Raw genomic sequence first — 20071 nt, 5'->3', positions numbered from 1 at the left:
TCGAAAACCAGGAGTAGTGCGCTGACTGCCACGCGTGACCAGCTGCGGCCCACAGTGCCCGCTCGGATCGTCGTACTCGCGTCGGGGACGGGCAGCCTGTTGCAGGCACTCATCGCCGCCACGCGCACCGACGGATATCCCGCGACCGTCGTTGCGGTCGGCGTCGACCGGGACTGCGCAGCAACGGCTCATGCCGACGGTGCGGGCGTCGACCACTTCCGTGTGGCACTGCGCGACCACGCGGACCGCGCCGCGTGGGACGTCGCGCTCACCGAGGTCGTCGCATCGCACCGGCCCGATCTGATCGTCAGTGCCGGATTCATGAAGATCCTCGGCTCCGCGTTCATCGAACGCTTCGGTGGCCGGATCATCAACACGCATCCCGCGTTGTTGCCGTCGTTCCCCGGCGCGCACGCGGTCCGCGACGCCCTCGCATACGGCGTCAAGGTGACCGGGTCCACGGTGCACCTGGTCGACGGTGGCATCGACACCGGACCGATCCTCGCGCAGGAGCCGGTCGAGATCCTCGCCGCCGACGACGAGGCCGCGCTGCACGAGCGCATCAAGATTGTCGAACGGCGACTGCTGGCCGAGGTCGTGGCCGCCGTCGCCCTCAGAGGTGTTGTTTCCGACGGACGAAAGGCCGTGATCCCCAGTGAGTGAACGCAAGGCTGTGCGCCGTGCACTTGTCAGCGTCTACGACAAGACCGGACTGGTCGAACTGGCCACCGGCCTGCATCAGGCCGGTGTCGAGCTGGTCTCCACCGGCTCGACCGCAGCCAAGATCGCCGACGCCGGCATCCCGGTGACCAAGGTCGAGGACCTGACCGGCTTCCCCGAGTGCCTCGAGGGTCGCGTGAAGACGCTGCATCCGCGCGTGCACGCCGGTGTCCTCGCCGACACCCGCAAGCCGGAGCACCTCGCGCAGCTCGAGGAACTGGGCATCGAGGCATTCCAGCTGGTGATCGTGAACCTGTACCCGTTCACGCAGACCGTCGCGTCGGGTGCCACCCCGGACGAGTGCGTCGAGCAGATCGACATCGGCGGCCCGTCGATGGTCCGCGCGGCGGCGAAGAACCACCCGTCCGTCGCGGTCGTCGTCGACCCGAAGAAGTACGAGGGCGTCCTCGCTGCTGTCGAGGCCGGTGGCTTCAACCTCTTCGAGCGCACCGCGCTGGCCGCGCAGGCGTTCCAGCACACCGCGTCGTACGACGTCGCGGTCGCCACCTGGATGACCGAGAGCCTGATCGAGACCGTCACCCCGAGCGAAGCGACGGAAGATTCTGCACTGTCGCAGTTCCCGCGCTGGGTCGGCGCGACATGGGAGCGTTCCGCGGTGCTGCGCTACGGCGAGAACCCGCACCAGGCGGCGGCGCTGTACGACAGCCCTGCCGGCCCGGCGGGCCTCGCGCAGGCGAAGCAGTTGCACGGCAAGGAGATGTCGTACAACAACTACACCGACGGTGACGCCGCGTGGCGGGCCGCGTTCGACCACGCCGCGCCGGCCGTCGCGATCATCAAGCACGCCAACCCGTGCGGCATCGCGGTCGGCGCCGACATCGCCGAGGCCCACCGCAAGGCGCACGCCTGCGATCCGGTCTCCGCGTTCGGGGGCGTCATCGCCGCCAACCGTGAGGTGACCGTCGAGATGGCCGAGCAGGTCGCCGACATCTTCACCGAGGTCATCATCGCCCCGTCGTACGCGCCGGGTGCCGTCGAGGTGCTGGCCCGCAAGAAGAACGTCCGCGTCCTCGAGGCCGCCGCCCCCACCGAGACCGGCATCGAGCTGCGCCCGATCTCCGGTGGCACGCTGCTGCAGGAGCGCGACGTTCTCGACGCGGACGGCGACAACCCGGCCAACTGGACCCTCGTGGTCGGCGAGGCCGCGGACGAGAAGACCCTCGCGGATCTCGAGTTCGCGTGGCGCGCATGCCGTGCCGTGAAGTCCAACGCGATCCTGCTCGCCGACGGCGGCGCCTCGGTGGGCGTCGGCATGGGCCAGGTCAACCGCGTCGACTCCGCGCACCTCGCGGTGCAGCGTGCCGGTGACCGTGCCAAGGGGTCGGTGGCCGCGTCCGACGCGTTCTTCCCGTTCCCCGACGGCCTGCAGGTGCTGCTCGACGCCGGTGTCCGCGCCGTCGTCCAGCCTGGCGGCTCGGTCCGCGACAACGAGGTCATCGAGGCCGCCCGCGAGGCCGGTGTCACGCTCTACCTGACCGGTGCGCGCCACTTCGCGCACTGATCGACTGCTCTACTGCGCTCCCTCGTCCGGGGCTCGTGTGCCGTTCAGGCCGCGAGCCCGGACGGGGGAGCGTTGTGCTGTGCGGACTCGACCAGCGCGCGGGCGCTGGCGTCGTCGGTGCCGGAGATGACCAGTCGTGCCGCGCCGCGGGCGAGCAGTTGACCGATCAGTTCCGTCGCGGCCGCATTCTGGCCGGCGTCGATGTGGCTGAGGTCGAGGGTGACGACCTGTCCGGTGAGATCGCCGGGCAGGTCCTGCTGGGGGGCGCTCAGTGCGCCGAGTCGAAGCTTCATGATGGTTCTCCTGAACTGTGTATGGGTGAAAGAGGCAAAAGAAAAGGCACCCGAGGCGGTGTGCCTTCGGGTGCCCGAGAATGGTGCCGGTTACGGGTGACTCATTCTCGGTGCCGTCGATCGAAGGCTGCGGGGCTGTGCCACGCGGGTACGGCTGCAAATACGTGATCGTGAGAAAAATGCTTGCTGCGAAGCTGCATTGCATACTTCGCGGGGCTTTCGACGCGCATCGGAACCGTACCTTTCTCGTGTGTGCCCGTTGGTTAACGGAGAACCATACAGCAGTGACCGCTCGGCGACATCTCGTTTTCGGACGAGCATGTCGCCGGCGGCCCTGCCCGGTGTCTAGCGGAGGGTGGCGAGCCAGCCCTCGAAACCGTCCCTGAACTCGGCGGACCACGGCAGCGGTTCGATGTAGTCGGCGCCGGTGGAGGCGGCGGCGCCGATCTCCTTGAGCACGTGGTTCGCGGTCGTCATCCGTACCGACGTCAGCGCGGTGTGGGCGAGCGCGGTGTCGAGCGCGTCGACATCGGCGCAGTCGAGCTGGATGTCTTTGGCGGAGCAGCTCGTGATCACCGGCATGCCCGACGGAAGGCGGGCGGCCAGCTCGCGGGGATCGAGCGCGTCCTCCTCCGCGAGCGCACGGGCGTTCGCCGGGACGAGGCCGGCGGCGCGCAACGGATCGGGCAGGTCGTCGCCGAGGGTGGCGTCCGTCCGCAGCGACTCGACCGCGCCGGCGAGCGCGACCCGCAGCTCGTCGGCCAGTTCCACCGGCAGCTGTCCAGCGCCGACGACGGCGGTGAGCTGACCGTCGATCTGCGTGGTCAGCAGATCCAGCAGCCGGACGGCGAGCGGCTCGAGCAGGCCCAGGCCGGCGACCTTCGCACCACTGTCGGCCACCGCGAGGGCGATGAGCGCACCCTCGCTGTGCCCCACGACGTACACCCGCTCCGGGTCGACGGCCGCACGGTCGGACAGGAAGGTCAGGGCGGCACCGGCAGCGTCGGTGAACACCGAGAAGCCGAGGTCGCCGATGTCCTCGACGTCGTACGGGCCCAGGCCGGTGGAGCCGCTGCCGAGCTTGTCGTAGCGCAGGCTCGCGAAGCCGTGCTGCTCGAGCAGATCCGCGAGGAACTCGAGGGTGCCGATCGAGCCCGGCAGCAGCGCGCTGTCCCCGTTGCGGTCGGTCGGCCCGCTACCGGCGAGCAGGAGGACTGCGGGGGCGGGTGCGTCGGGACCCGACCCGGCCGGCAGGCGCAGGCTGCCGTGCAGGGTGATGTCGCCGGCGGCAAAGGTGATCTCGGTATCGGCCATGCCCAGTGTTTATCAGAGCCGGGCACCCACTTCGTATGCGCCGGCGATCCCGCGTGCCGAATCGCCCGAACACTCGTAACTTGGAGTGGTGACTGCCACATCGCCAGCCGATCTGCCGCGGACCGTCGCGGAACTGCGTGCGTCCGGCCATGTCCGGCGCCCGGTCAAGGACGAGATGCGCGAGAACCTGCTCGCAGCGCTGCGGGACGGTGTCGACCCGTGGCCCGGGATCGTCGGTTTCGAGGAGACGGTGCTGCCGCAACTCGAGCGGGCGATCATCGCCGGGCACGACGTCGTCCTGCTCGGCGAGCGCGGGCAGGGCAAGACGCGGCTGCTGCGCACCCTGCATCTGCTGCTCGACGAGTGGACCCCGGTGATCGCCGGGTCCGAGCTGGGCGAGCACCCGTACGAGCCGATCACTCCGGTCTCGGTGCGCCGGGCCGCCGAACTGGGCGACGCGCTGCCGGTCGAGTGGCGGCACCGCAGTGAGCGGTACGCGGAGAAGCTGGCAACCCCGGACACGTCGGTGGCGGATCTGGTGGGGGACGTGGACCCGATCAAGGTTGCGGAAGGGCGCAGTCTGGGCGATCCGGAGACGATCCATTTCGGTCTGGTGCCGCGCGCCCATCGCGGGATAGTCGCGATCAACGAGCTCCCCGATCTGGCGGAGCGGATCCAGGTGTCGCTGCTCAACGTGATGGAGGAGCGCGACATCCAGGTTCGTGGCTACACGCTGCGGCTACCGCTCGACGTCGTGCTGGTGGCCAGTGCCAACCCGGAGGACTACACCAACCGCGGCCGGATCATCACGCCGCTCAAGGACCGCTTCGGCGCCGAGATCCGCACGCACTACCCGTCGCTGCTCGAGGACGAGATCGCCGTGATCGAGCAGGAGGCGAACCTGCAGGCGCGGGTGCCGCACCACCTGCTCGAGGTGCTCGCCCGGTTCACGCGGTTGCTGCGCGAGTCGACGTCGGTGGACCAGCGGTCGGGTGTGTCGGCGCGGTTCGCGGTGGCGGGTGCGGAGACGGTCGGCGCGGCCGCGGTGCACCGCAGTGCCGTGCTCGGTGAGGCCGACCCGGTGGCGCGGCCCATCGACCTCGGCACCGTCGTCGAGGTGCTGCGCGGCAAGATCGAGTTCGAGTCCGGCGAGGAGGGTCGCGAGCTCGAGGTGCTCGAGCACCTGCTGCGGCGGGCGACCGCGGACACCGCGCGGATCCGACTCGGCGGCATCGACCTCGCACCGCTGGTGACGGCGGTGGAACTGGGGCAGCCGGTGGTCACGGGCGAGCGGGTCACCGCGAAGGCGCTGCTGGGTGAGCTGCCCGACCTCGAGGTGCTCGACGAGGTGGCCGGCCGGCTCGGCGCCGAATCCGACGGCGAGAGGGCGTCGGCCGCCGAACTCGCGCTCGAGGGCCTGTACCTCGCCCGGAGGATCTCGAAGAATCCCGACGAGAACGGGCAGGCGGTGTATTCATGAGGATGTCGGCCCCGTGAGCCCGTACCGCGGCGCTCGGTACGGCCCGTACGAGGGCGGCGATCCACTGGCACCTCCGGTGGATCTGCGTGACGCGCTGGCCGCGATCGGGGACGATGTCCTCGAGGGCGCGTCGCCCCGGCAGGCGCTGCGCGAGTTGCTGCGGCGCGGCTTCGGCGACCGGCGCGGGCTCGACGACCTTGCAGCGCAGGCGAATCGGCGTCGGCGGGAACTGTTGGAGAACAACAATCTCGAGGGCACGCTGGACGAGATCCGTGAACTGCTCGACAGGGCGGTCCTCGAGGAACGCAAGACCCTCGCCCGCGCCTTGGACGACGACGCGCGTTTCGCGGAGATGCGCATCGAGGAGCTTCCGCCGTCGACGGCGCAGGCGGTGTCCGACCTGGCCGACTACGACTGGCGCAGCAGTCGGGCGCGCGAGGACTACGAGAAGATTCGCGACCTGATGGGGCGTGAGCTGCTGGATCAGCGGTTCGCCGGCATGAAGGAGGCGCTGGAGGGGGCCACCGACGCGGACCGTGAAGGAATCCGCGAGATGCTCGAGGATCTGAACGCGTTGCTGGACAGTCACGCACGCGGCGAGGACACCACGCGGCAGTTCCGGGACTTCATGGACAGGCACGGCGAGTACTTCCCGGAGAACCCGCGCAGTACCGAGGAACTGCTGGATTCGCTCGCGCGCCGGGCCGCCGCGGCCCAGCGTCTGCGGAACTCGCTCACCCCGGACCAACGCGCCGAACTGGACGCGTTGGCGCAGCAGGCGTTCGGCGATCCGTCGTTGATGGGCCAACTGGACCGGCTCGACGCGCACCTGCAGGCCGCGCGTCCCGGCGAGGACTGGACCGGCAACGCGCAGTTCCGTGGCGACGACGGCATGGGTTTGGGGGAGGGTACGTCCGCGCTCGCGGATGTCGCGGAGCTCGAACGGCTGTCCGAGCAACTGTCGCAACAGTATCCGGGCGCTCAGCTCGACGACATCGACACCGAGGCACTGGCTCGGCAGCTCGGCGACGAGGCCGTAGCGGACGCGAAGACGCTCGCCGATCTCGAACGGGCGCTGCAGCAGCAGGGCTTCTTCGATCGAGCCCCGGACGGCCAGTGGCGGTTGTCGCCGAAAGCGATGCGGCAGTTGGGGCAGACCGCTCTGCGCGACGTCGCGGGCCGGCTGTCGCACCGCGGCGGTCAGCGGGAGACGCGCCGCGCGGGCGCGATGGGGGAGCCGACCGGGGCATCCCGGCCGTGGGAGTTCGGGGACACCGAGCCGTGGGACGTCACCCGCACACTCACCAACGCGGTGCTGCGCGAGCCGGGCCGGGTGCCGGTGCGGATGACGGTGTCCGACGTCGAGATCGCCGAGACCGAGCAGCGTGCGCAGGCCGCGGTGGCACTGCTGGTGGACACATCCTTCTCGATGGTGATGGACGGACGCTGGGTGCCGATGAAACGTACGGCGCTGGCGCTCAACCACCTGGTGACCACGAGGTTCCGCGGGGATGCATTGCAGCTCATCGGGTTCGGACGGCACGCGCAGGTCCTGTCCGCGGCGGAGCTGGCCGGTCTGGACGGCGCGTGGGATCAGGGCACCAACCTGCACCACGCGCTGCTGCTGGCCGCCCGGCACCTGCGCCGGCACCCCAACGCGCAGCCCGTCGTGCTCGTCGTCACCGATGGCGAGCCCACCGCGCACCTCGAGCCGGACGGGCAAGCGTTCTTCGACTACCCGCCGAGCATGCGGACCCTGGGACTGACGGTGCGCGAACTCGATACGCTCGCCCGTCTGGGTGCGCAGGTGACTATCTTCCGCCTCGGCGACGACCCCGGGTTGGCCCGCGTCGTGGACCGGATGGCGCAGCGCGTCGGCGGCCGCGTCGTCGCTCCGGATCTCGACGGTCTCGGCGCCGCTGTCGTCAGCGACTACATGCGGATGCGCCGACCGCAGCGGTGATCCGGCTCAGACCTGGCTGGCGATCTGCACCAGGTTGCCGCACGTGTCGTCGAACACTGCGGTGGTGACCGGTCCCATCTGCAGCGGGGGCTGGGTGAACACCACGCCGGCTGCCTTCAGTCGCTCGTACTCGGCCTGCACGTCGTCGACGCCGAACGACGTGATCGGGATGCCGTCGGCGACCAGTGCCCGCATGTAGGCCTGCGCGGCGGGATGCGCGTCCGGTTCGAGGACCAGCTCCGTGCCGTCCGGCGCGTCGGGGGAGACGACGGTGAGCCACTTGTGCTCGCCCAGTGGAACCTCGTGCTTCTTCACGAAACCGAGAACGTCGGTGTAGAACGCCAAGGCCTTGTCCTGGTCGTTGACGTGCACGCTGGTCAGGTGGATCTTCACGGTGCCTGTCCTTTCCTGTCGCGGTCCGGGTCCGGGTCCGGTATCGGCCACCGGTCGGCTACGGCCCGCAAGGGAGTGGTGTCGAGGTGGTGGAACTTGTAGCGGCCTTCGCGGCGGGTGTGGAGCAGTCCCGCGTCCTCGAGCACCGCAAGGTGCTGCGAGACGGCCTGTCGGGACGACCCGAACCCGTACTTGGTGACGAGTCGGGCGCACAGTTCGAAGAGCGTCTGCCCGTCACGGTCGACGAGTTCGTCCAGAATCGCACGCCGCGTCGGGTCTGCCAGAGCCTTGAACAGATCACCCACAGCCCGACAATAGGCAAGTGACGCCTTGCATGTCAACGGCGCGGCCGCCACCGAGGCTGTTCGGTCACCCCGGGAACCCGCCGTCATCTCCGGCGAGGAGGTGGTGGTGTGTCGTACGGTGTTCTGCAGTGTCGCATCGTGTCCCGACGCGGCGGACGACGCCGGTGGTGATCAATGAAGCCGAAGGATCGAGCCTGGGATCTCGGGTACGCGGCTGGTTGGCGACTGGTTCGTGCCCTGCCCGAGCGGTCGGCGAGGCGCCTGTTCGACACCGCGGCCGATCGCGCGGCCCGTAACGGAGGTCCGGATCAGTTGCGGCGCAATCTGGCTCGGGTGCTGTCCACCACGCCGACGCAGGTTCCCGACGACCTCGTCCACGCGAGCCTGCGCTCCTACGCCCGCTACTGGTGCGAAGCCTTCCGGCTGCCGTCGATGGATCCGGTGCGGCTGGCCGAGAGCATCGAATCCTCGGCCACCGGGCTCGAACACATTCACGAGGCGGTCGCGCGTGGCGACGGGGCGGTGCTGGCCCTACCGCACAGCGGTAACTGGGACCTGGCGGGAGTCTGGGTGGCGCAGCGGGTTGGCCCACCCGTCGTCGTCGCCGAGCGACTCCGTCCGGAATCGCTGTTCAAGCGCTTCGTCCGGTTCCGCGAGCATCTGGGTTTCGAGATCGTCCCGCTCACCGGTACCGAGACGCCACCGACCGAGCAGCTGACCGCGCGGCTGCGGCAGGGGCGGATAGTCGGGCTCCTCGCCGAACGCGACGTGACCGGCACGGGCGTGCCGGTCACCTTCTTCGGCGAATCCGCCCGGATGCCGGCCGGCCCGGCCCGGCTCGCGATCGACACCGGTGCACCACTGCTGCCGGTGAACTGCTGGTTCACCCCCGACGGCTGGGGCTTCCACGTCGGTGCCCCGATCGACACCATCGGCGGGGTGACGTGCGCGACACAGACATTGGCTGACCGTTTCGCCGCCGCCATCGCCGCGCACCCGGCCGACTGGCACATGCTGCAACGGGTGTGGACCGCCGACTTCGATCGCCTCGAGTGACGGTGTGGGCGTCAGGTCAACAGCGCTGCGACGAGGGCGATCGCGGGAATCGACGCAAGGGTGGTGACGAACGCGGCATCACGGGACAGCACCATGCCGCGCTGGTAGCGGCTCGCGTAGACGAAGACGTTCTGTGCCGTCGGCAGCGTGGAGACGACGACGATCGCGAACAACTCGTGCCCGTCGAGGCCCAGTAGGAAGCGGGCCATCAGGTACGCGAGGACCGGTTGCACGCAGATCTTGAGAACCGACGCCAGTGCCACGTCGCGCCGCGGACTCGCGCCCTTCTCCAGGACGCGCACGCCGTACAGGGACAGCCCGAACGCCAGCAGGGCGCCGGGGACGGAGGCGCCGCCGATCAGCCGGAACGGCTGCATCAGCGCCTCCGGGGGCGTCCAGTTCGACACGGCTACTGCGAGTCCGGCGGCGCCGGCGAGCACGATCGGGTTCTTGAACGGCGCGGTGATCGTCTCGAGGCGGGAACTGCCCTCGCGCATCGTGCTGACGTCGAGGACGGTGAGCGCGATCGGCGAGAAGATCATGATCTGGAACAGCAGCAGGGGTGCGACGAACGACGCGTCACCCAGCACGAACACCGCGATGGGGATGCCGAGGTTCGCCGAGTTCACGTACGACGACGCGAGCGCGCCGATCGTCAGTTCCGGCAGTGGTCTGCGCAGCCACAGTTTCGCGATGACGAGGTAGATGCCGGCGACGGCGAATGCGGTGGCCGCGGCGACCGCGAGGGTGGGGGAGAACACGACCGACAGGTCGGAGTTCGCGAGGGTGTCGAACAGCAGGGCGGGAGTCGCGACGAAGAACACCAGTCGGCTGAGGACGAACTGTCCGTGCTCGCCGAGTGTGCCGCTGCGCCCCAGGAAGAACCCGATCGCGATGACGACGAAGATGACCGTGAACCCTGCCACCACGCCCGACACGCCTACATCCTTCGCTTCAATTGTGGCGCCGACCTGCATGATCAACCCAGTTCGAGAAGCTTACCGCCGCTAATCGCACGCCGTGCGTCGGCCCGTCGGGTCTCCCCGTCGCCGGGATCCGGAACGACGCCGAGCCCCCACCTCGTCGGGCACCGAGGCGGGGGCTCGTGTCGAGACGTCGGATCAGGAACCGAGCGAACCGGTGTTCAGCGAGCCGAGGTCCAGCGAACCGAGCGAGCCGGTGCTCGTCGACCCCAGCGAGCCCAGCGAACCGGACGCGCTCGGCGCCGGATCCTCGAGCGCGAAGTTCGTGGTGCAGCCGTTGAACTTCACGGCGTCGACCAGCGTCGAGGTCGCGGCAGATCCGCGGCCGATGCTCACGCCGTAGTGGTCGACGACCGCGTTCGGGTTGGCAGCGGCGATGTCGGTGAGCGGCACCAGCGCACGATCCTTGGCGCCCTTGATGTTCGACGTGCTCCACCACTTGCCGTTCTGCAGGTCGGCATGGGTGCCGCCATCGGCGGTGGGAGTGGCGTCGGCGTCCGGAACCCAGACCAGGGTCGTGAACCCGTTGTCCGGGTAGCGCTCGTTCTCGGTGGTGCCGGTCAGGCGCAGCTGGAACGCGGCCGTCGGGTTCGCGGCGCGCTCGGAGAAGCCGATCTCGTGCTTGATGGCGTCGGACAGCTTGATGCCCCCGGCCTCCTGGTAGCTGACCGACCGGTCGGCGGGGCCGTTGACCTCGAGCTTCAGCGAGCCGTCGTCGTCGAGCACCTTGTCGGCGGTGTGGTACGCGATCTGCCGCTTCTCGTCGTCGAAAGGGATTCCCCAGCCGTTGGGGGTGGTCGCGGTCGACAGCTCGGAGCAGGCGATTCCCTCCGGCGCCTCGCTCGAACCGAGGGATCCGGTGGAGCCGAGCGATCCGGCGGAGGAGGCGCCGGCGAGCGCGGGTGCGACGAGCGCGGCGGCGCTGAGGATCGCCGCGGCGGACCCGATGCGGAATGCGTTCTTGGACATACTTCACTCACCTCTGTGCGAGTAGTGGACATGGTTCGACGTCCCGGTCGGACACGGCCGAGGGCCGGTCCGGGATGTCATGAGTCGATGCGGCGTCGGCGCAGTCCGAAAATTTCGACGCCACCCCCTGTGGCCCCCCGTGGGTACAGGCGTCGCCCCCTCGTTCGTGTGACTGAAGAGTTGAACGACTTCGCTCAGAGTAGACAGCCGAATCCGGAAATACAAGACCGGTCGGTTTTTATCGGAGGCGCCGACACCGGGTTGCTGCACTGACCGGAGCGGTGCAAGTTAGCTATGCGAACCGTCTCGGATTCGATGTGAGCCGCGCTGCTACCGTTCGTCGCGTGGGAATCCAATCGCCGGATGCGTCGACCCGGTCGAAACGTGGTGTATACGGCATCTCGGTGACATCCGAACTGGCCGGAATCGGTCCCCAGACGTTGCGTCTGTACGAGAGTCGCGGCCTGATCTCGCCGTCCCGCACCGGCGGCGGTACCCGCCGCTACAGCGATGACGACCTGCACCGTCTCGCGCGGATCAGCGAACTGGTCTCTCTCGGCGTGAATCTCACCGGCATCGGCCGGATTCTCACGCTCGAGGACGAGCGCGAGCAGCTGGTCGCCGAGAACGCGCGCCTGCGGTCGGCCGTCGAGGCGATCGCCGCGACTGTGTAGCGTTCGAGTTGCACCCGGTCTGAAGCTGTACCGACCCGAAGGACGATCGACAGTGCCACGCACGCAGGAGTACTCCGACCGCTACGCCGACGCGATGACCGCGTTGGCGGCAGCGACACATCGGCCGACCAGCGTCGTCAACATCGCCGGCGAGTACGCGATTCGAGTCGACTTCGCGTTCGGCATGTACGTGCTGGCCACCAATTCCGAGCACGGTCTCAGCAACGACCCGGACGCTCAGGACATCTGGCTGGTGCGCTTCTTCGAGCAACAGCGGGACGGGGACGTCGTGTTGGTCGAGGCGCGGCACGAGTGGCTGGCCGACGCGTTCGACATCGTGATCGAGGAACTCGTCCGCACCGGTAAGTGGGTCACGTCCGACGCGATGCTGCACGAGATCGCGCCGCGTCCGGATGCCGAGAACGGCTCGGGCGCTTAGCCTTCACCCAATCGGAAGATCCCGTCGGCGGGATCGAAGTGGACCCGTCGCGAGTCGAAGGCCCGACGGATCGCGCCCGAGTCGATCAGCGTGGCGGGGGTGCCGTCCACCACGGTGCCGTCGCCCGACGCGAGCCACACGTGCTGCGTGGTCCGCAGCACCAGTTCCACGTCGTGTGTCGACAGCAGCACCGTGATGCCGGCGTCGTCGGCGATCTCCGTGAGCAGTGCCAACAGTTCCACGCGGGCCGCGACGTCCAGGAAGGCGCTGGGTTCGTCGAGCACCAGCAGGGCCGGTTGCTGCACGAGCGCGCGTGCGATCAGCACCCGCTGGCGCTGGCCGTCGGACATCTCGTGGAGGCGGACGTCGGTGAGATCGGCGGCGCCCAAGCGGTCGAGGCTGTCGGCGATCAGCCGCCGCTCGGCCGCGCTGAGTCGGGATGCGAAGCCCTGATGGGGGAGTCGTCCCAGTGCGGCGACCTCGCCGCCGGTGAGCAGTCCGCCGTCGACGCGGTCGGTGAGCACCACCGCGACGCGCCGGGCCCGCTCGGCCGGGGACAGTTTCGTGATGTCGGCGTCGCCCAGACGCACCGACCCGTGGAGGATCCGCTGCAGGCCGGCCACCGACCGCAACAGGGTCGACTTGCCGGCACCGTTGGGTCCGAGCAGGGCGGTGACCTGCCCGGAACGGGCGGTCAGGTGCAGTCCGCGGAGGATCTCCCGCGGTGGCCGTCCCGGGTAGCCCACCGTGACGTCGTCGAGCACGAGGGTCATGCCATGCCCGCCTTGGTCTGCCGCGACCGCATCAGGACGAGGATCACGACCGGCGCCCCGACCAGTGCGGTCACGACGTTGAGCGGCAGCACCCCGTCGCGGCCCGGCAACTGCGCCACGACCGAGCACAGCAGCGAGACCGCGGCCCCCATCAGGACGGTACCGGGCAGCAGCAACCGGTGATCGGACGTGCCGAGCGCGAGACGCGCGAGGTGCGGGACCGCGATCCCGAGGAAGGCGATGGGCCCGCAGAAGGCGGTGACGGCGCCCGCCAGGAGGGCGGCGGACGTGATCGCGACGGTGCGGGTGCGCAGCAGGTGCACGCCCATCGAGTTGGCGTAGTCCTCGCCGAGCAGCATTGCGTTGAGTGGGCGAACCAGGGTGGCCGACAGCGCGATGCCGACGACGACGGCGGGAATCAGCACCCGCAGATCGGACCACGACGCCCCGGAGTACGACCCCAGACTCCACAGGATGAACTGCTGCATCTGCGCGGGCTGGGAGAAGGCGACGAGCAGCGACACGACCGCGCTGGTGACCGAGCCGACCATGACGCCGACGATCAACAGCGTCACCATCGATCGGATCCACCGTGAGATCGCCAGCACCACGAGCAGCACCACGAGCGCCCCGACGGCCGCGGCCGCCGCGATCCCCAGGCGTCCCGTGCCGGCCACCGCGGCGAACACACCGGCACCGGTTCCCGAGCCGAGCACGACCAGTGCGACACCGAGACTCGCACCGGACGACACCCCGAGGATGTACGGGTCGGCGAGCGGGTTCGCGAACAGCGTCTGCATCAGCAGGCCGGCGACGGCGAGCGCGGCGCCCGCGCACGCTGCGGTGACGACTCTGGGGAGACGGATGTCCGCGATGAGCGTGGTCCACCGCGCGTTGCCGGCGTCGCCGGTGAACAGGTATCGCGCGGTTGCGCCGAACGGGATGGTCACCGAACCCACCGACACCGCGAGTACCACCGCGACGACGACGAACGCGGCGAGCGCGGTCAGTGCCGCTGCGGTGCGGGTCACTGCAGGCGGCGGTAGAAGGTGAACTCGTGTCCGGGCATCAGGTCCGGATGGGCGATCGCGATCAGGTCGGCCAGCACCAGATCGGGACGCAGGACGCCCTGCTCGTAGATGTCGATGGCGCCGGCATCGGTGATCCGATTCGACGACGTCCACACCTGCCCGTCGCGGAACGCCGCGAACTCGGCCAGGCGCGGCTCCGCGGCGATCGCCTCGGCCTTGGTGGTGTCCGACGAGTTGCTGATCGCGACCGGTGCGTCCCCGGCCCGGGCGAACACCGTCTCGAGGTCGGTCTGCAGGCTGCCGGTGCCCGGATCGGTCATCCACGGGTGGGTGATGCGGGCCGTCGCGTACAGCTCGTTGGAGTAGCTCGCGAGCGGCACCGACCACGCGCCCTGGTACGGCAGACCCGGAACGATCGCGACCGGAGCCTCGTTCGCCGCCAGCGTCGTGTACTCGTCGTAGTCGGCGACGATCCCGTCGAACGTCTCGGTGGCCTGCTTCTCGGTTCCGGTCAGGGCCGCGAAGAACTTGATCCATTCGGCGCGGCCGCGCGGATCGGTCTCGAGCCAGTCGTAGTTGTCGAGGACCGGGATACCCGCCCGCTCGATCACGGGAAACGCCGGATCCTCGAATCCGCCGGTGACGAAGGCCTGCGGGCCCTGTGCGACGACGGCCTCGGCGTCCACCTGGCCGGCGGTCGCGAACTGGGTGACACCGGCGTCGGCGATGTGCGCGCGGGCAGTCTCGCTGTAGACGTAGTCGGCGCTCGCGAATCCGGTGAGGGTGTCGAGCTTGCCGAGGGCCTCGAGGCTGGGCAGGTGGGTGGTCGATTCGGCGAACAGGTCGGTCACCGGAGTCGCGACCTGCTGGGCGACGGCCAGTTCACCGGTCAGCTCCGGTGCCGGAGCGCCACACCTCGTGAGGACGTACGACTCGTCGGCCTGCCCGGGCTGGCGGACCGTCAGCACCTGGTACGAGTTGTGGTACTCGATGTCGAAGTTCTCGGCGTACTCGACGGTCTGCTTGTCGGGGAAGTAGTCGGTGTTCGCGTCGAAGTCGGTGATGCAATCGGCACCGCTACCGCCGTCGGCGGTCGTCGGCGAGCCGGACGAGCAGGCCGCGACACCTCCCACTGTCAGGACGGTTGCGGTGAGGAGTGCTGCGGTACGGAGCGAGAACGACACCCGGAGAATCTAGCGCGGACCCCAGAAGGCGGGTGCGACCGTGCCGGAAACGACGAGAGGCCGCGCAGTCGCTCGACTGCGCGGCCTCTCGACGATGCGTGTGTGCTACCGGGGGCTGGTGAAGGGCAGCAGGGCCATCTCGCGGGCGTTCTTCACCGCGACGGCCACCTGACGCTGCTGCTGCGGGGTGAGGCCCGTGACACGGCGGCTGCGGATCTTGCCGCGGTCGGAGATGAACGTGCGGAGCAGGTTGACGTCCTTGTAGTCGACGGTCTCGACACCCGCGGTGATCAGCGGGTTCTTCTTGGGACGGCGGCCCTGTTCGCTGCGCGCCTTCTTCGACGGTGCCCTCTTGACTGCCATTGCTCTTCCTTATCAGCGCAGGTCCGCGCGCGGACGTTCATCCGCAGCGTTTCGATTGCGCAATCCTACCGGACACGCGCGGCGGCCAGGCTGTTGTCGCCCGGTCCGTGCGACGCTGTCCGCGTGTTGCTGAAGATCCTCGAGCTCGCGGGCAGCGCCGTGTTCGCCGCGTCGGGCGCGCTGGTCGGGGTGACCAAGCGGTTCGACATCTTCGGCGTCTGCCTCGTCGGCGTGTTCACCGGCATCGGCGGCGGCATCGTGCGTGACGTACTGCTCGGCATCCATCCGCCGACGTCGCTGACCAGCTGGCCGTTGTTCGTGACCGCGGCGGCGACGTCGGCGATCGTGTTCTTCGTGCATTCGGCGGTCGGTCGGCTGCGCCGCGAGATCCTCGTGCTCGACGCGCTGGGGATGGGACTGTTCGCGAGCACGGGCGCGACGATCGCCCTCGGAGCGGGCGCCGGTGCCCTCGCCGCCGTGCTGATCGGCGCGACCGCGGCGATCGGCGGCGGAATTCTGCGCGACGTGCTCGTCAACGAGGTGCCGTTGCTGCTGCACCGTGACTTCTACGCGATCCCCGCGCTGCTCGGCGCGACGCTGGTGGTCGCCGGGTCCGAGGCGGGACTGACCGGCAACACCACGCTCGTCCTCGGCACCGTCGTCGCGACGACCGTCCGGTTGGCCGCGTTGTGGCGGCACTGGAATCTGCCGGGACCGCGGCAACCCCGCGAGTGATGCGACACGCCGGGTCTGGTGAATGGGAGCCTCTCAGCGGGATCTCAGTCGGTGGGGCCAAAATGGCCGCATGCGCATATTGGTGGTCGACGACGACCGGGCCGTCCGGGAGTCACTGCGGCGCTCGCTGAGCTTCAACGGGTACACGGTCGACCTCGCGGTCGACGGCATGGATGCGCTGGAGAAGGTCGCCGCGTCGCGCCCCGACGCGCTGGTGCTCGATGTCATGATGCCGCGACTCGACGGATTGGAAGTGTGCCGGCGCTTGCGGAGCACGGGTGACGATCTTCCGATTCTCGTTCTGACGGCTCGTGATTCGGTCTCGGAGCGGGTGGCCGGCCTCGACGCGGGCGCCGACGACTACCTGCCCAAGCCGTTCGCACTCGAGGAACTGCTGGCTCGGCTCCGTGCCCTGCTGCGCCGCGCGTCACCGGCAGCCGGCGACGAGTCGGAGGCGATGACGTTCGAGGACCTGACCCTGGATCCCGTCACCCGCGAGGTCACCCGCGCCGGTCGTTCGATCAGCCTCACCCGCACCGAGTTCGCGCTCCTCGAGATGCTCATGGCGAACCCCCGGCGGGTGCTCTCCCGCAGCCGCATCCTGGAAGAGGTGTGGGGATACGACTTCCCGACGTCGGGCAACGCGCTCGAGGTGTATGTCGGCTACCTGCGTCGGAAGACCGAGGCCGAGGGTGAGCCCCGGCTCATCCACACGGTCCGCGGCGTCGGGTACGTACTGCGGGAGACTCCTCCGTGATGGTCACTCCCTTCGGACGAGCCGGCGCCGACCCGAACCCGACCGGTCCGCCGTTCGGTCCCATGCCCCCGCCCCGGCACGAGATGCGGCCACCGATGCCGCTCACCCGGTCGGTGTCGCTGCGGTGGCGTGTGACGTTGCTCGCGGCGTCGGTCGTGGCCGTCGCGGTCGCCGTCATGGCACTGGCGGCGTACGCGGTGGTCTCACGGGCCCTGTACGCCGACGTCGACAACCAACTGCGTTCACGGGCGTCCGCGATCGTCGACAACGACCTCATCACGTTCGACCCGCGGTACATCGCGGGCGCGACGCTCTACACCAGCGATATCAGTGTGGCGCTGATCTTTCCGGACCTGAACAAGTACATCCCGCCCGGCTCGGTGGTTCCGATCGGCCCGGCCGAGATGGCGGTTGCCCGAGGACAGCGCGACTTCTCGCTGCGCACCGTCGAGGGCAACCGGGTGCTCGCCGAGCGCACGCGTGACGGCAGCACCCTGGTGATCGCGCAGCGGCTCGAGCCGACCGAGGACGTGCTGGACCGGCTCGCCTGGGTGCTGTTCGTGGTGGGCGGATGCGGTGTCGTCCTCGCCGCGGCGGCCGGCACGACGGTGGGCCGCACGGGTCTCAGACCCATCGGACGACTGACCGCAGCGACCGAACGCGTGGCCCGCACCGACGATCTCACTCCCATCCCGGTCACCGGTAACGACGAACTGGCCCGTCTGACAACCAGTTTCAACACGATGCTGCGCGCCCTCGCGGAGTCACGGCTCCGGCAGAGCCGGCTCGTCGCCGACGCCGGACACGAGCTGCGCACCCCGCTCACCTCGTTGCGGACCAACATGGAACTGCTCATCGCGTCGAGTCGCCCGGGGGCGCCGAGCATCCCGGAGGAGGACATGGCGGACCTGCGTGCCGACGTGGTGGCGCAGATCGAGGAGCTGTCCACGCTCGTCGGCGACCTGGTGGACCTCGCGCGTGAGGACGCCCCCGAAACCGTGTTCGAGCTGGTCGATCTCAGCGAGGTCGTGGATCGCTCCCTGGAGAAGGCCCGGCGTCGGCGCAACGAGATCGACTTCGAGGCGGTCACCACGCCGTGGTTCATCTACGGCGACCAGGCCGGCCTGTCCCGAGCCGTCCTCAACGTCCTGGACAACGCCGCGAAGTGGAGCCCGACGGGGGAGCGCGTCCAGGTCACGATGCGGCAGATCGGTGACCGACTGCTCGAACTGGTCGTCGACGACGCCGGTCCCGGAATCCCGTTCGAGGATCGTGAGCTGGTGTTCGAACGGTTCTATCGGTCGACGGCGTCCCGGTCGATGCCGGGATCGGGCCTCGGGCTGGCGATCGTCCGGCAGGTGGTCGTCAAGCACGGCGGCACCATCGCGGTGGAGACCTCCGATCGCGGCGGTGCCCGTATCCGCATCGTCCTGCCGGGTGAACCCGAGGCAGACAACCGCTGATTCGGACGTTCGGAATGTGAGCCTGGCCACTTCGGCGGGAACACGGGAAACTGAAAGCAGCGTCTCAGCGGCTTCTCAGCCGTGCCGGGCAATCTGGTTTCAGCGACCGGACCGGATCCGGGATCTCGGTGAATCGAATCGAAGCCGCAGAGACTTCTGTGGCAGCGCTCGAGCACCGATCGAGACACTGCGACCGCCCAATCCCTGGCGGTCACGAAAGAAGGCGGTGCGATGACCGACGACCGTAACCTCCACGGCAACCCCGACCAGGGGGCTCCCCAGCACGGCGAACCCCGGCAGGGCTCGCCCTACCAGGGCGGACACCAGCCCGGCCCGCAGGACCAGTGGCGTTCGGGCGGTGCCTACTATGCCCAGAACCAGGCCCGGAACCAGCAGAACCCGGGCTACCAGGGCGGTGCCGGAGCGCCCGGCGCGGGCTACCCCCAGCATGGATATCAGGGCGGCTACCAGCCCACCGAGCAGCTGCCGGGCATCGGGACCACGGGCACGCTGCCCACGACGGGCGCACCTGTCACCACCGAGCCCCGTCGGGTGGGCCGGTCCGCGCTCGTCGCCGGTGCGATCGCGCTCGCCCTGGTGAGCGGTGGCATCGGTGGAGTCGTCGGGTCGATGGCGACGTCGTCGAACGGTGGCAATGCTCCGGTGTCGAATGCACTCGACGCCCCCAAGGCCGAGACCAGCCCGGCATCCAACGCGCCGGCGGGCTCCGTCGAGGCCGTCGCCGCCAAGGTCGTTCCGAGCGTCGTGCAGATCCAGGTGGCGGGCACCCGTGGGGAGGGCGAGGGCTCCGGCGTGATCCTCTCGTCCGACGGGCTGATCATGACGAACAACCACGTCGTCGCCGGCGGCGGAACCGACGGCAAACTGCTGGTCGCGTTCTCCGACGGGACCACTGCGCCGGCAAAGCTGGTCGGCACCGACCCGCAGTCCGACATCGCGGTCATCCAGGCTGAGGGCAAGTCGGACCTCACCCCGATCGAGCTGGGCTCCTCCGAGGACGTCAAGGTCGGCGAGGAGGTCGTCGCGATCGGTTCGCCGCTGGGCCTGGCGGGTACCGTCACGGCCGGTATCGTCTCCGCGCTCGACCGACCGGTGTCGACCAGCGGCGAGACCGGCAACCAGAACACCGTCATCGACGCGATCCAGACCGATGCCGCGATCAACCCGGGCAACTCGGGTGGCGCGCTCGTGAACATGGAAGGCCGGCTGATCGGCATCAACACGGCGATCGCGACGGCCGGCGGACAGGGCGGTTCGATCGGCCTCGGCTTCGCGATCCCCGTCGACCAGGCGCGCCGCATCGCGGACGAACTGGTCAAGACCGGCAAGGCCACGCAGGCGATCATCGGCGTGCAGGTCTCGGCCAAGGAATCCACGGGTGGCGCGACCGTCGTCGACGTCACCGCGGGCGGCCCGGCCGAGAAGGCGGGTATCCCCAAGGGTTCCGTCGTCACCAAGGTCGACGACCGGATCATCACGAGCGGCGACTCCCTGATCGCGGCGATCCGTTCCCACGCGCCCGGTGACAAGGTGACCGTGACGTATGAGGACGGCGCCGGAAACTCGAAGTCGGTCGACGTCGAACTCGGCACCGCGCCGACCACCGGCGGACGATGATGGTGACCGGAAACCG

The 20071-nt window shown here is 69.3% G+C and carries 21 protein-coding genes; 11 read left to right on the top strand and 10 right to left on the bottom strand.

All coding sequences use genetic code 11. The features are described from left to right. The first annotated feature begins 54 nt into the window (after window positions 1-54). Entirely contained in the window at window positions 55-663 is a 609-nt protein-coding gene (purN, locus tag AC1RIF_RS01940; RefSeq protein WP_492599685.1) for a phosphoribosylglycinamide formyltransferase, read from the top strand. Further along, window positions 656-2242, top strand: coding sequence for a bifunctional phosphoribosylaminoimidazolecarboxamide formyltransferase/IMP cyclohydrolase (purH, locus tag AC1RIF_RS01935; RefSeq protein ID WP_492599684.1), 1587 nt, complete (start codon window positions 656-658; stop codon window positions 2240-2242). Before purN ends, purH begins: the two co-directional genes overlap by 8 nt. Window positions 2243-2286: 44 nt before the next feature. Here the strand turns inward: purH and AC1RIF_RS01930 are convergent, their stop codons facing one another. Next, a complete protein-coding gene (locus AC1RIF_RS01930; protein ID WP_492599683.1) occupies window positions 2287-2535 on the bottom strand; it encodes a hypothetical protein in 249 nt (82 codons plus the stop codon). A gap of 345 nt (window positions 2536-2880) precedes the next feature. After that, window positions 2881-3849, bottom strand: coding sequence for an alpha/beta hydrolase family protein (locus tag AC1RIF_RS01925; RefSeq protein ID WP_492599682.1), 969 nt, complete (start codon window positions 3847-3849; stop codon window positions 2881-2883). An 88-nt stretch (window positions 3850-3937) separates the two neighbouring features. Here AC1RIF_RS01925 and AC1RIF_RS01920 point away from each other — a divergent pair, with 88 nt between their 5' ends. Beyond that, complete coding sequence (locus AC1RIF_RS01920; RefSeq protein WP_492599681.1) at window positions 3938-5329, top strand: ATP-binding protein; 1392 nt, start codon at window positions 3938-3940, stop codon at window positions 5327-5329. Between the two features lie 13 nt (window positions 5330-5342). After that, on the top strand, window positions 5343-7292 hold the full coding sequence (locus tag AC1RIF_RS01915; protein WP_492599680.1) for a vWA domain-containing protein: 1950 nt from the start codon (window positions 5343-5345) through the stop codon (window positions 7290-7292). A 6-nt stretch (window positions 7293-7298) separates the two neighbouring features. Here AC1RIF_RS01915 and AC1RIF_RS01910 read toward each other — a convergent pair whose 3' ends face one another. Together AC1RIF_RS01910 and AC1RIF_RS01905 are read right to left on the bottom strand one after the other, a co-directional pair. Next, window positions 7299-7685, bottom strand: coding sequence for a VOC family protein (locus tag AC1RIF_RS01910; protein WP_492599679.1), 387 nt, complete (start codon window positions 7683-7685; stop codon window positions 7299-7301). Then, complete coding sequence (locus tag AC1RIF_RS01905; protein ID WP_492599678.1) at window positions 7682-7990, bottom strand: ArsR/SmtB family transcription factor; 309 nt, start codon at window positions 7988-7990, stop codon at window positions 7682-7684. The genes AC1RIF_RS01910 and AC1RIF_RS01905 overlap by 4 nt, the downstream gene beginning before the upstream one ends. A 174-nt stretch (window positions 7991-8164) precedes the next feature. Here AC1RIF_RS01905 and AC1RIF_RS01900 point away from each other — a divergent pair, with 174 nt between their 5' ends. Beyond that, window positions 8165-9046 carry a phosphatidylinositol mannoside acyltransferase gene (locus AC1RIF_RS01900; RefSeq protein WP_492599677.1) on the top strand — a complete coding sequence of 294 codons (882 nt, stop codon included), beginning with the start codon at window positions 8165-8167 and terminating at the stop codon, window positions 9044-9046. A gap of 11 nt (window positions 9047-9057) precedes the next feature. Here AC1RIF_RS01900 and AC1RIF_RS01895 read toward each other — a convergent pair whose 3' ends face one another. Then, on the bottom strand, window positions 9058-9984 hold the full coding sequence (locus AC1RIF_RS01895; protein ID WP_492599676.1) for an AEC family transporter: 927 nt from the start codon (window positions 9982-9984) through the stop codon (window positions 9058-9060). 183 nt (window positions 9985-10167) lie between these two features. Then, entirely contained in the window at window positions 10168-10998 is an 831-nt protein-coding gene (locus tag AC1RIF_RS01890; RefSeq protein WP_492599675.1) for a hypothetical protein, read from the bottom strand. Between the two features lie 344 nt (window positions 10999-11342). Here AC1RIF_RS01890 and AC1RIF_RS01885 point away from each other — a divergent pair, with 344 nt between their 5' ends. Both AC1RIF_RS01885 and AC1RIF_RS01880 read left to right on the top strand, forming a co-directional pair. Further along, a complete protein-coding gene (locus AC1RIF_RS01885) occupies window positions 11343-11672 on the top strand; it encodes a MerR family transcriptional regulator (protein WP_492599674.1) in 330 nt (109 codons plus the stop codon). Window positions 11673-11724: 52 nt separating this feature from the next. Further along, window positions 11725-12111: a hypothetical protein gene (locus AC1RIF_RS01880; RefSeq protein WP_492599673.1), complete on the top strand. Its 387-nt coding sequence runs from the start codon at window positions 11725-11727 to the stop codon at window positions 12109-12111. Here AC1RIF_RS01880 and AC1RIF_RS01875 read toward each other — a convergent pair. The 4 genes from AC1RIF_RS01875 to rpsR form a co-directional block, all read right to left on the bottom strand. Further along, complete coding sequence (locus AC1RIF_RS01875; RefSeq protein WP_492599672.1) at window positions 12108-12884, bottom strand: ABC transporter ATP-binding protein; 777 nt, start codon at window positions 12882-12884, stop codon at window positions 12108-12110. The two genes, AC1RIF_RS01880 and AC1RIF_RS01875, sit on opposite strands and share 4 nt — an antisense overlap. Next, a complete protein-coding gene (locus AC1RIF_RS01870; RefSeq protein ID WP_492599671.1) occupies window positions 12881-13915 on the bottom strand; it encodes an iron chelate uptake ABC transporter family permease subunit in 1035 nt (344 codons plus the stop codon). Before AC1RIF_RS01870 ends, AC1RIF_RS01875 begins: the two co-directional genes overlap by 4 nt. Next, window positions 13912-15099 (bottom strand): ABC transporter substrate-binding protein, encoded by a 1188-nt coding sequence (locus tag AC1RIF_RS01865; protein ID WP_492599670.1) that lies wholly within the window; start codon window positions 15097-15099, stop codon window positions 13912-13914. The genes AC1RIF_RS01870 and AC1RIF_RS01865 overlap by 4 nt, the downstream gene beginning before the upstream one ends. Before the next feature lie 105 nt (window positions 15100-15204). Further along, the gene (rpsR, locus tag AC1RIF_RS01860; RefSeq protein WP_492599669.1) at window positions 15205-15462 is read right to left on the bottom strand and encodes a 30S ribosomal protein S18; all 258 of its coding nucleotides are present in this window, start codon (window positions 15460-15462) and stop codon (window positions 15205-15207) included. Window positions 15463-15585: 123 nt separating this feature from the next. On the opposite strand from rpsR, the gene AC1RIF_RS01855 reads away from it, so the two are divergent. The 4 genes from AC1RIF_RS01855 to AC1RIF_RS01840 all read left to right on the top strand — a co-directional run bounded on the left by AC1RIF_RS01855 (window position 15586) and on the right by AC1RIF_RS01840 (window position 20055). Then, a complete protein-coding gene (locus tag AC1RIF_RS01855) occupies window positions 15586-16197 on the top strand; it encodes a trimeric intracellular cation channel family protein (RefSeq protein ID WP_492599668.1) in 612 nt (203 codons plus the stop codon). A 70-nt stretch (window positions 16198-16267) separates the two neighbouring features. Then, window positions 16268-16954 (top strand): response regulator transcription factor, encoded by a 687-nt coding sequence (locus AC1RIF_RS01850; protein ID WP_492599667.1) that lies wholly within the window; start codon window positions 16268-16270, stop codon window positions 16952-16954. Next, complete coding sequence (locus AC1RIF_RS01845; protein WP_492599666.1) at window positions 16954-18417, top strand: HAMP domain-containing sensor histidine kinase; 1464 nt, start codon at window positions 16954-16956, stop codon at window positions 18415-18417. Before AC1RIF_RS01850 ends, AC1RIF_RS01845 begins: the two co-directional genes overlap by 1 nt. Window positions 18418-18648: 231 nt before the next feature. After that, window positions 18649-20055 (top strand): S1C family serine protease, encoded by a 1407-nt coding sequence (locus AC1RIF_RS01840; protein ID WP_492599665.1) that lies wholly within the window; start codon window positions 18649-18651, stop codon window positions 20053-20055. Window positions 20056-20071 lie beyond the last annotated feature (16 nt).

The organism is Prescottella sp. GW823-FHT02E09, from assembly GCF_058797375.1.
The sequence above is the reverse complement of the archived record's forward strand: the minus strand, read 5'-3'. Positions and strand labels throughout refer to the sequence as shown.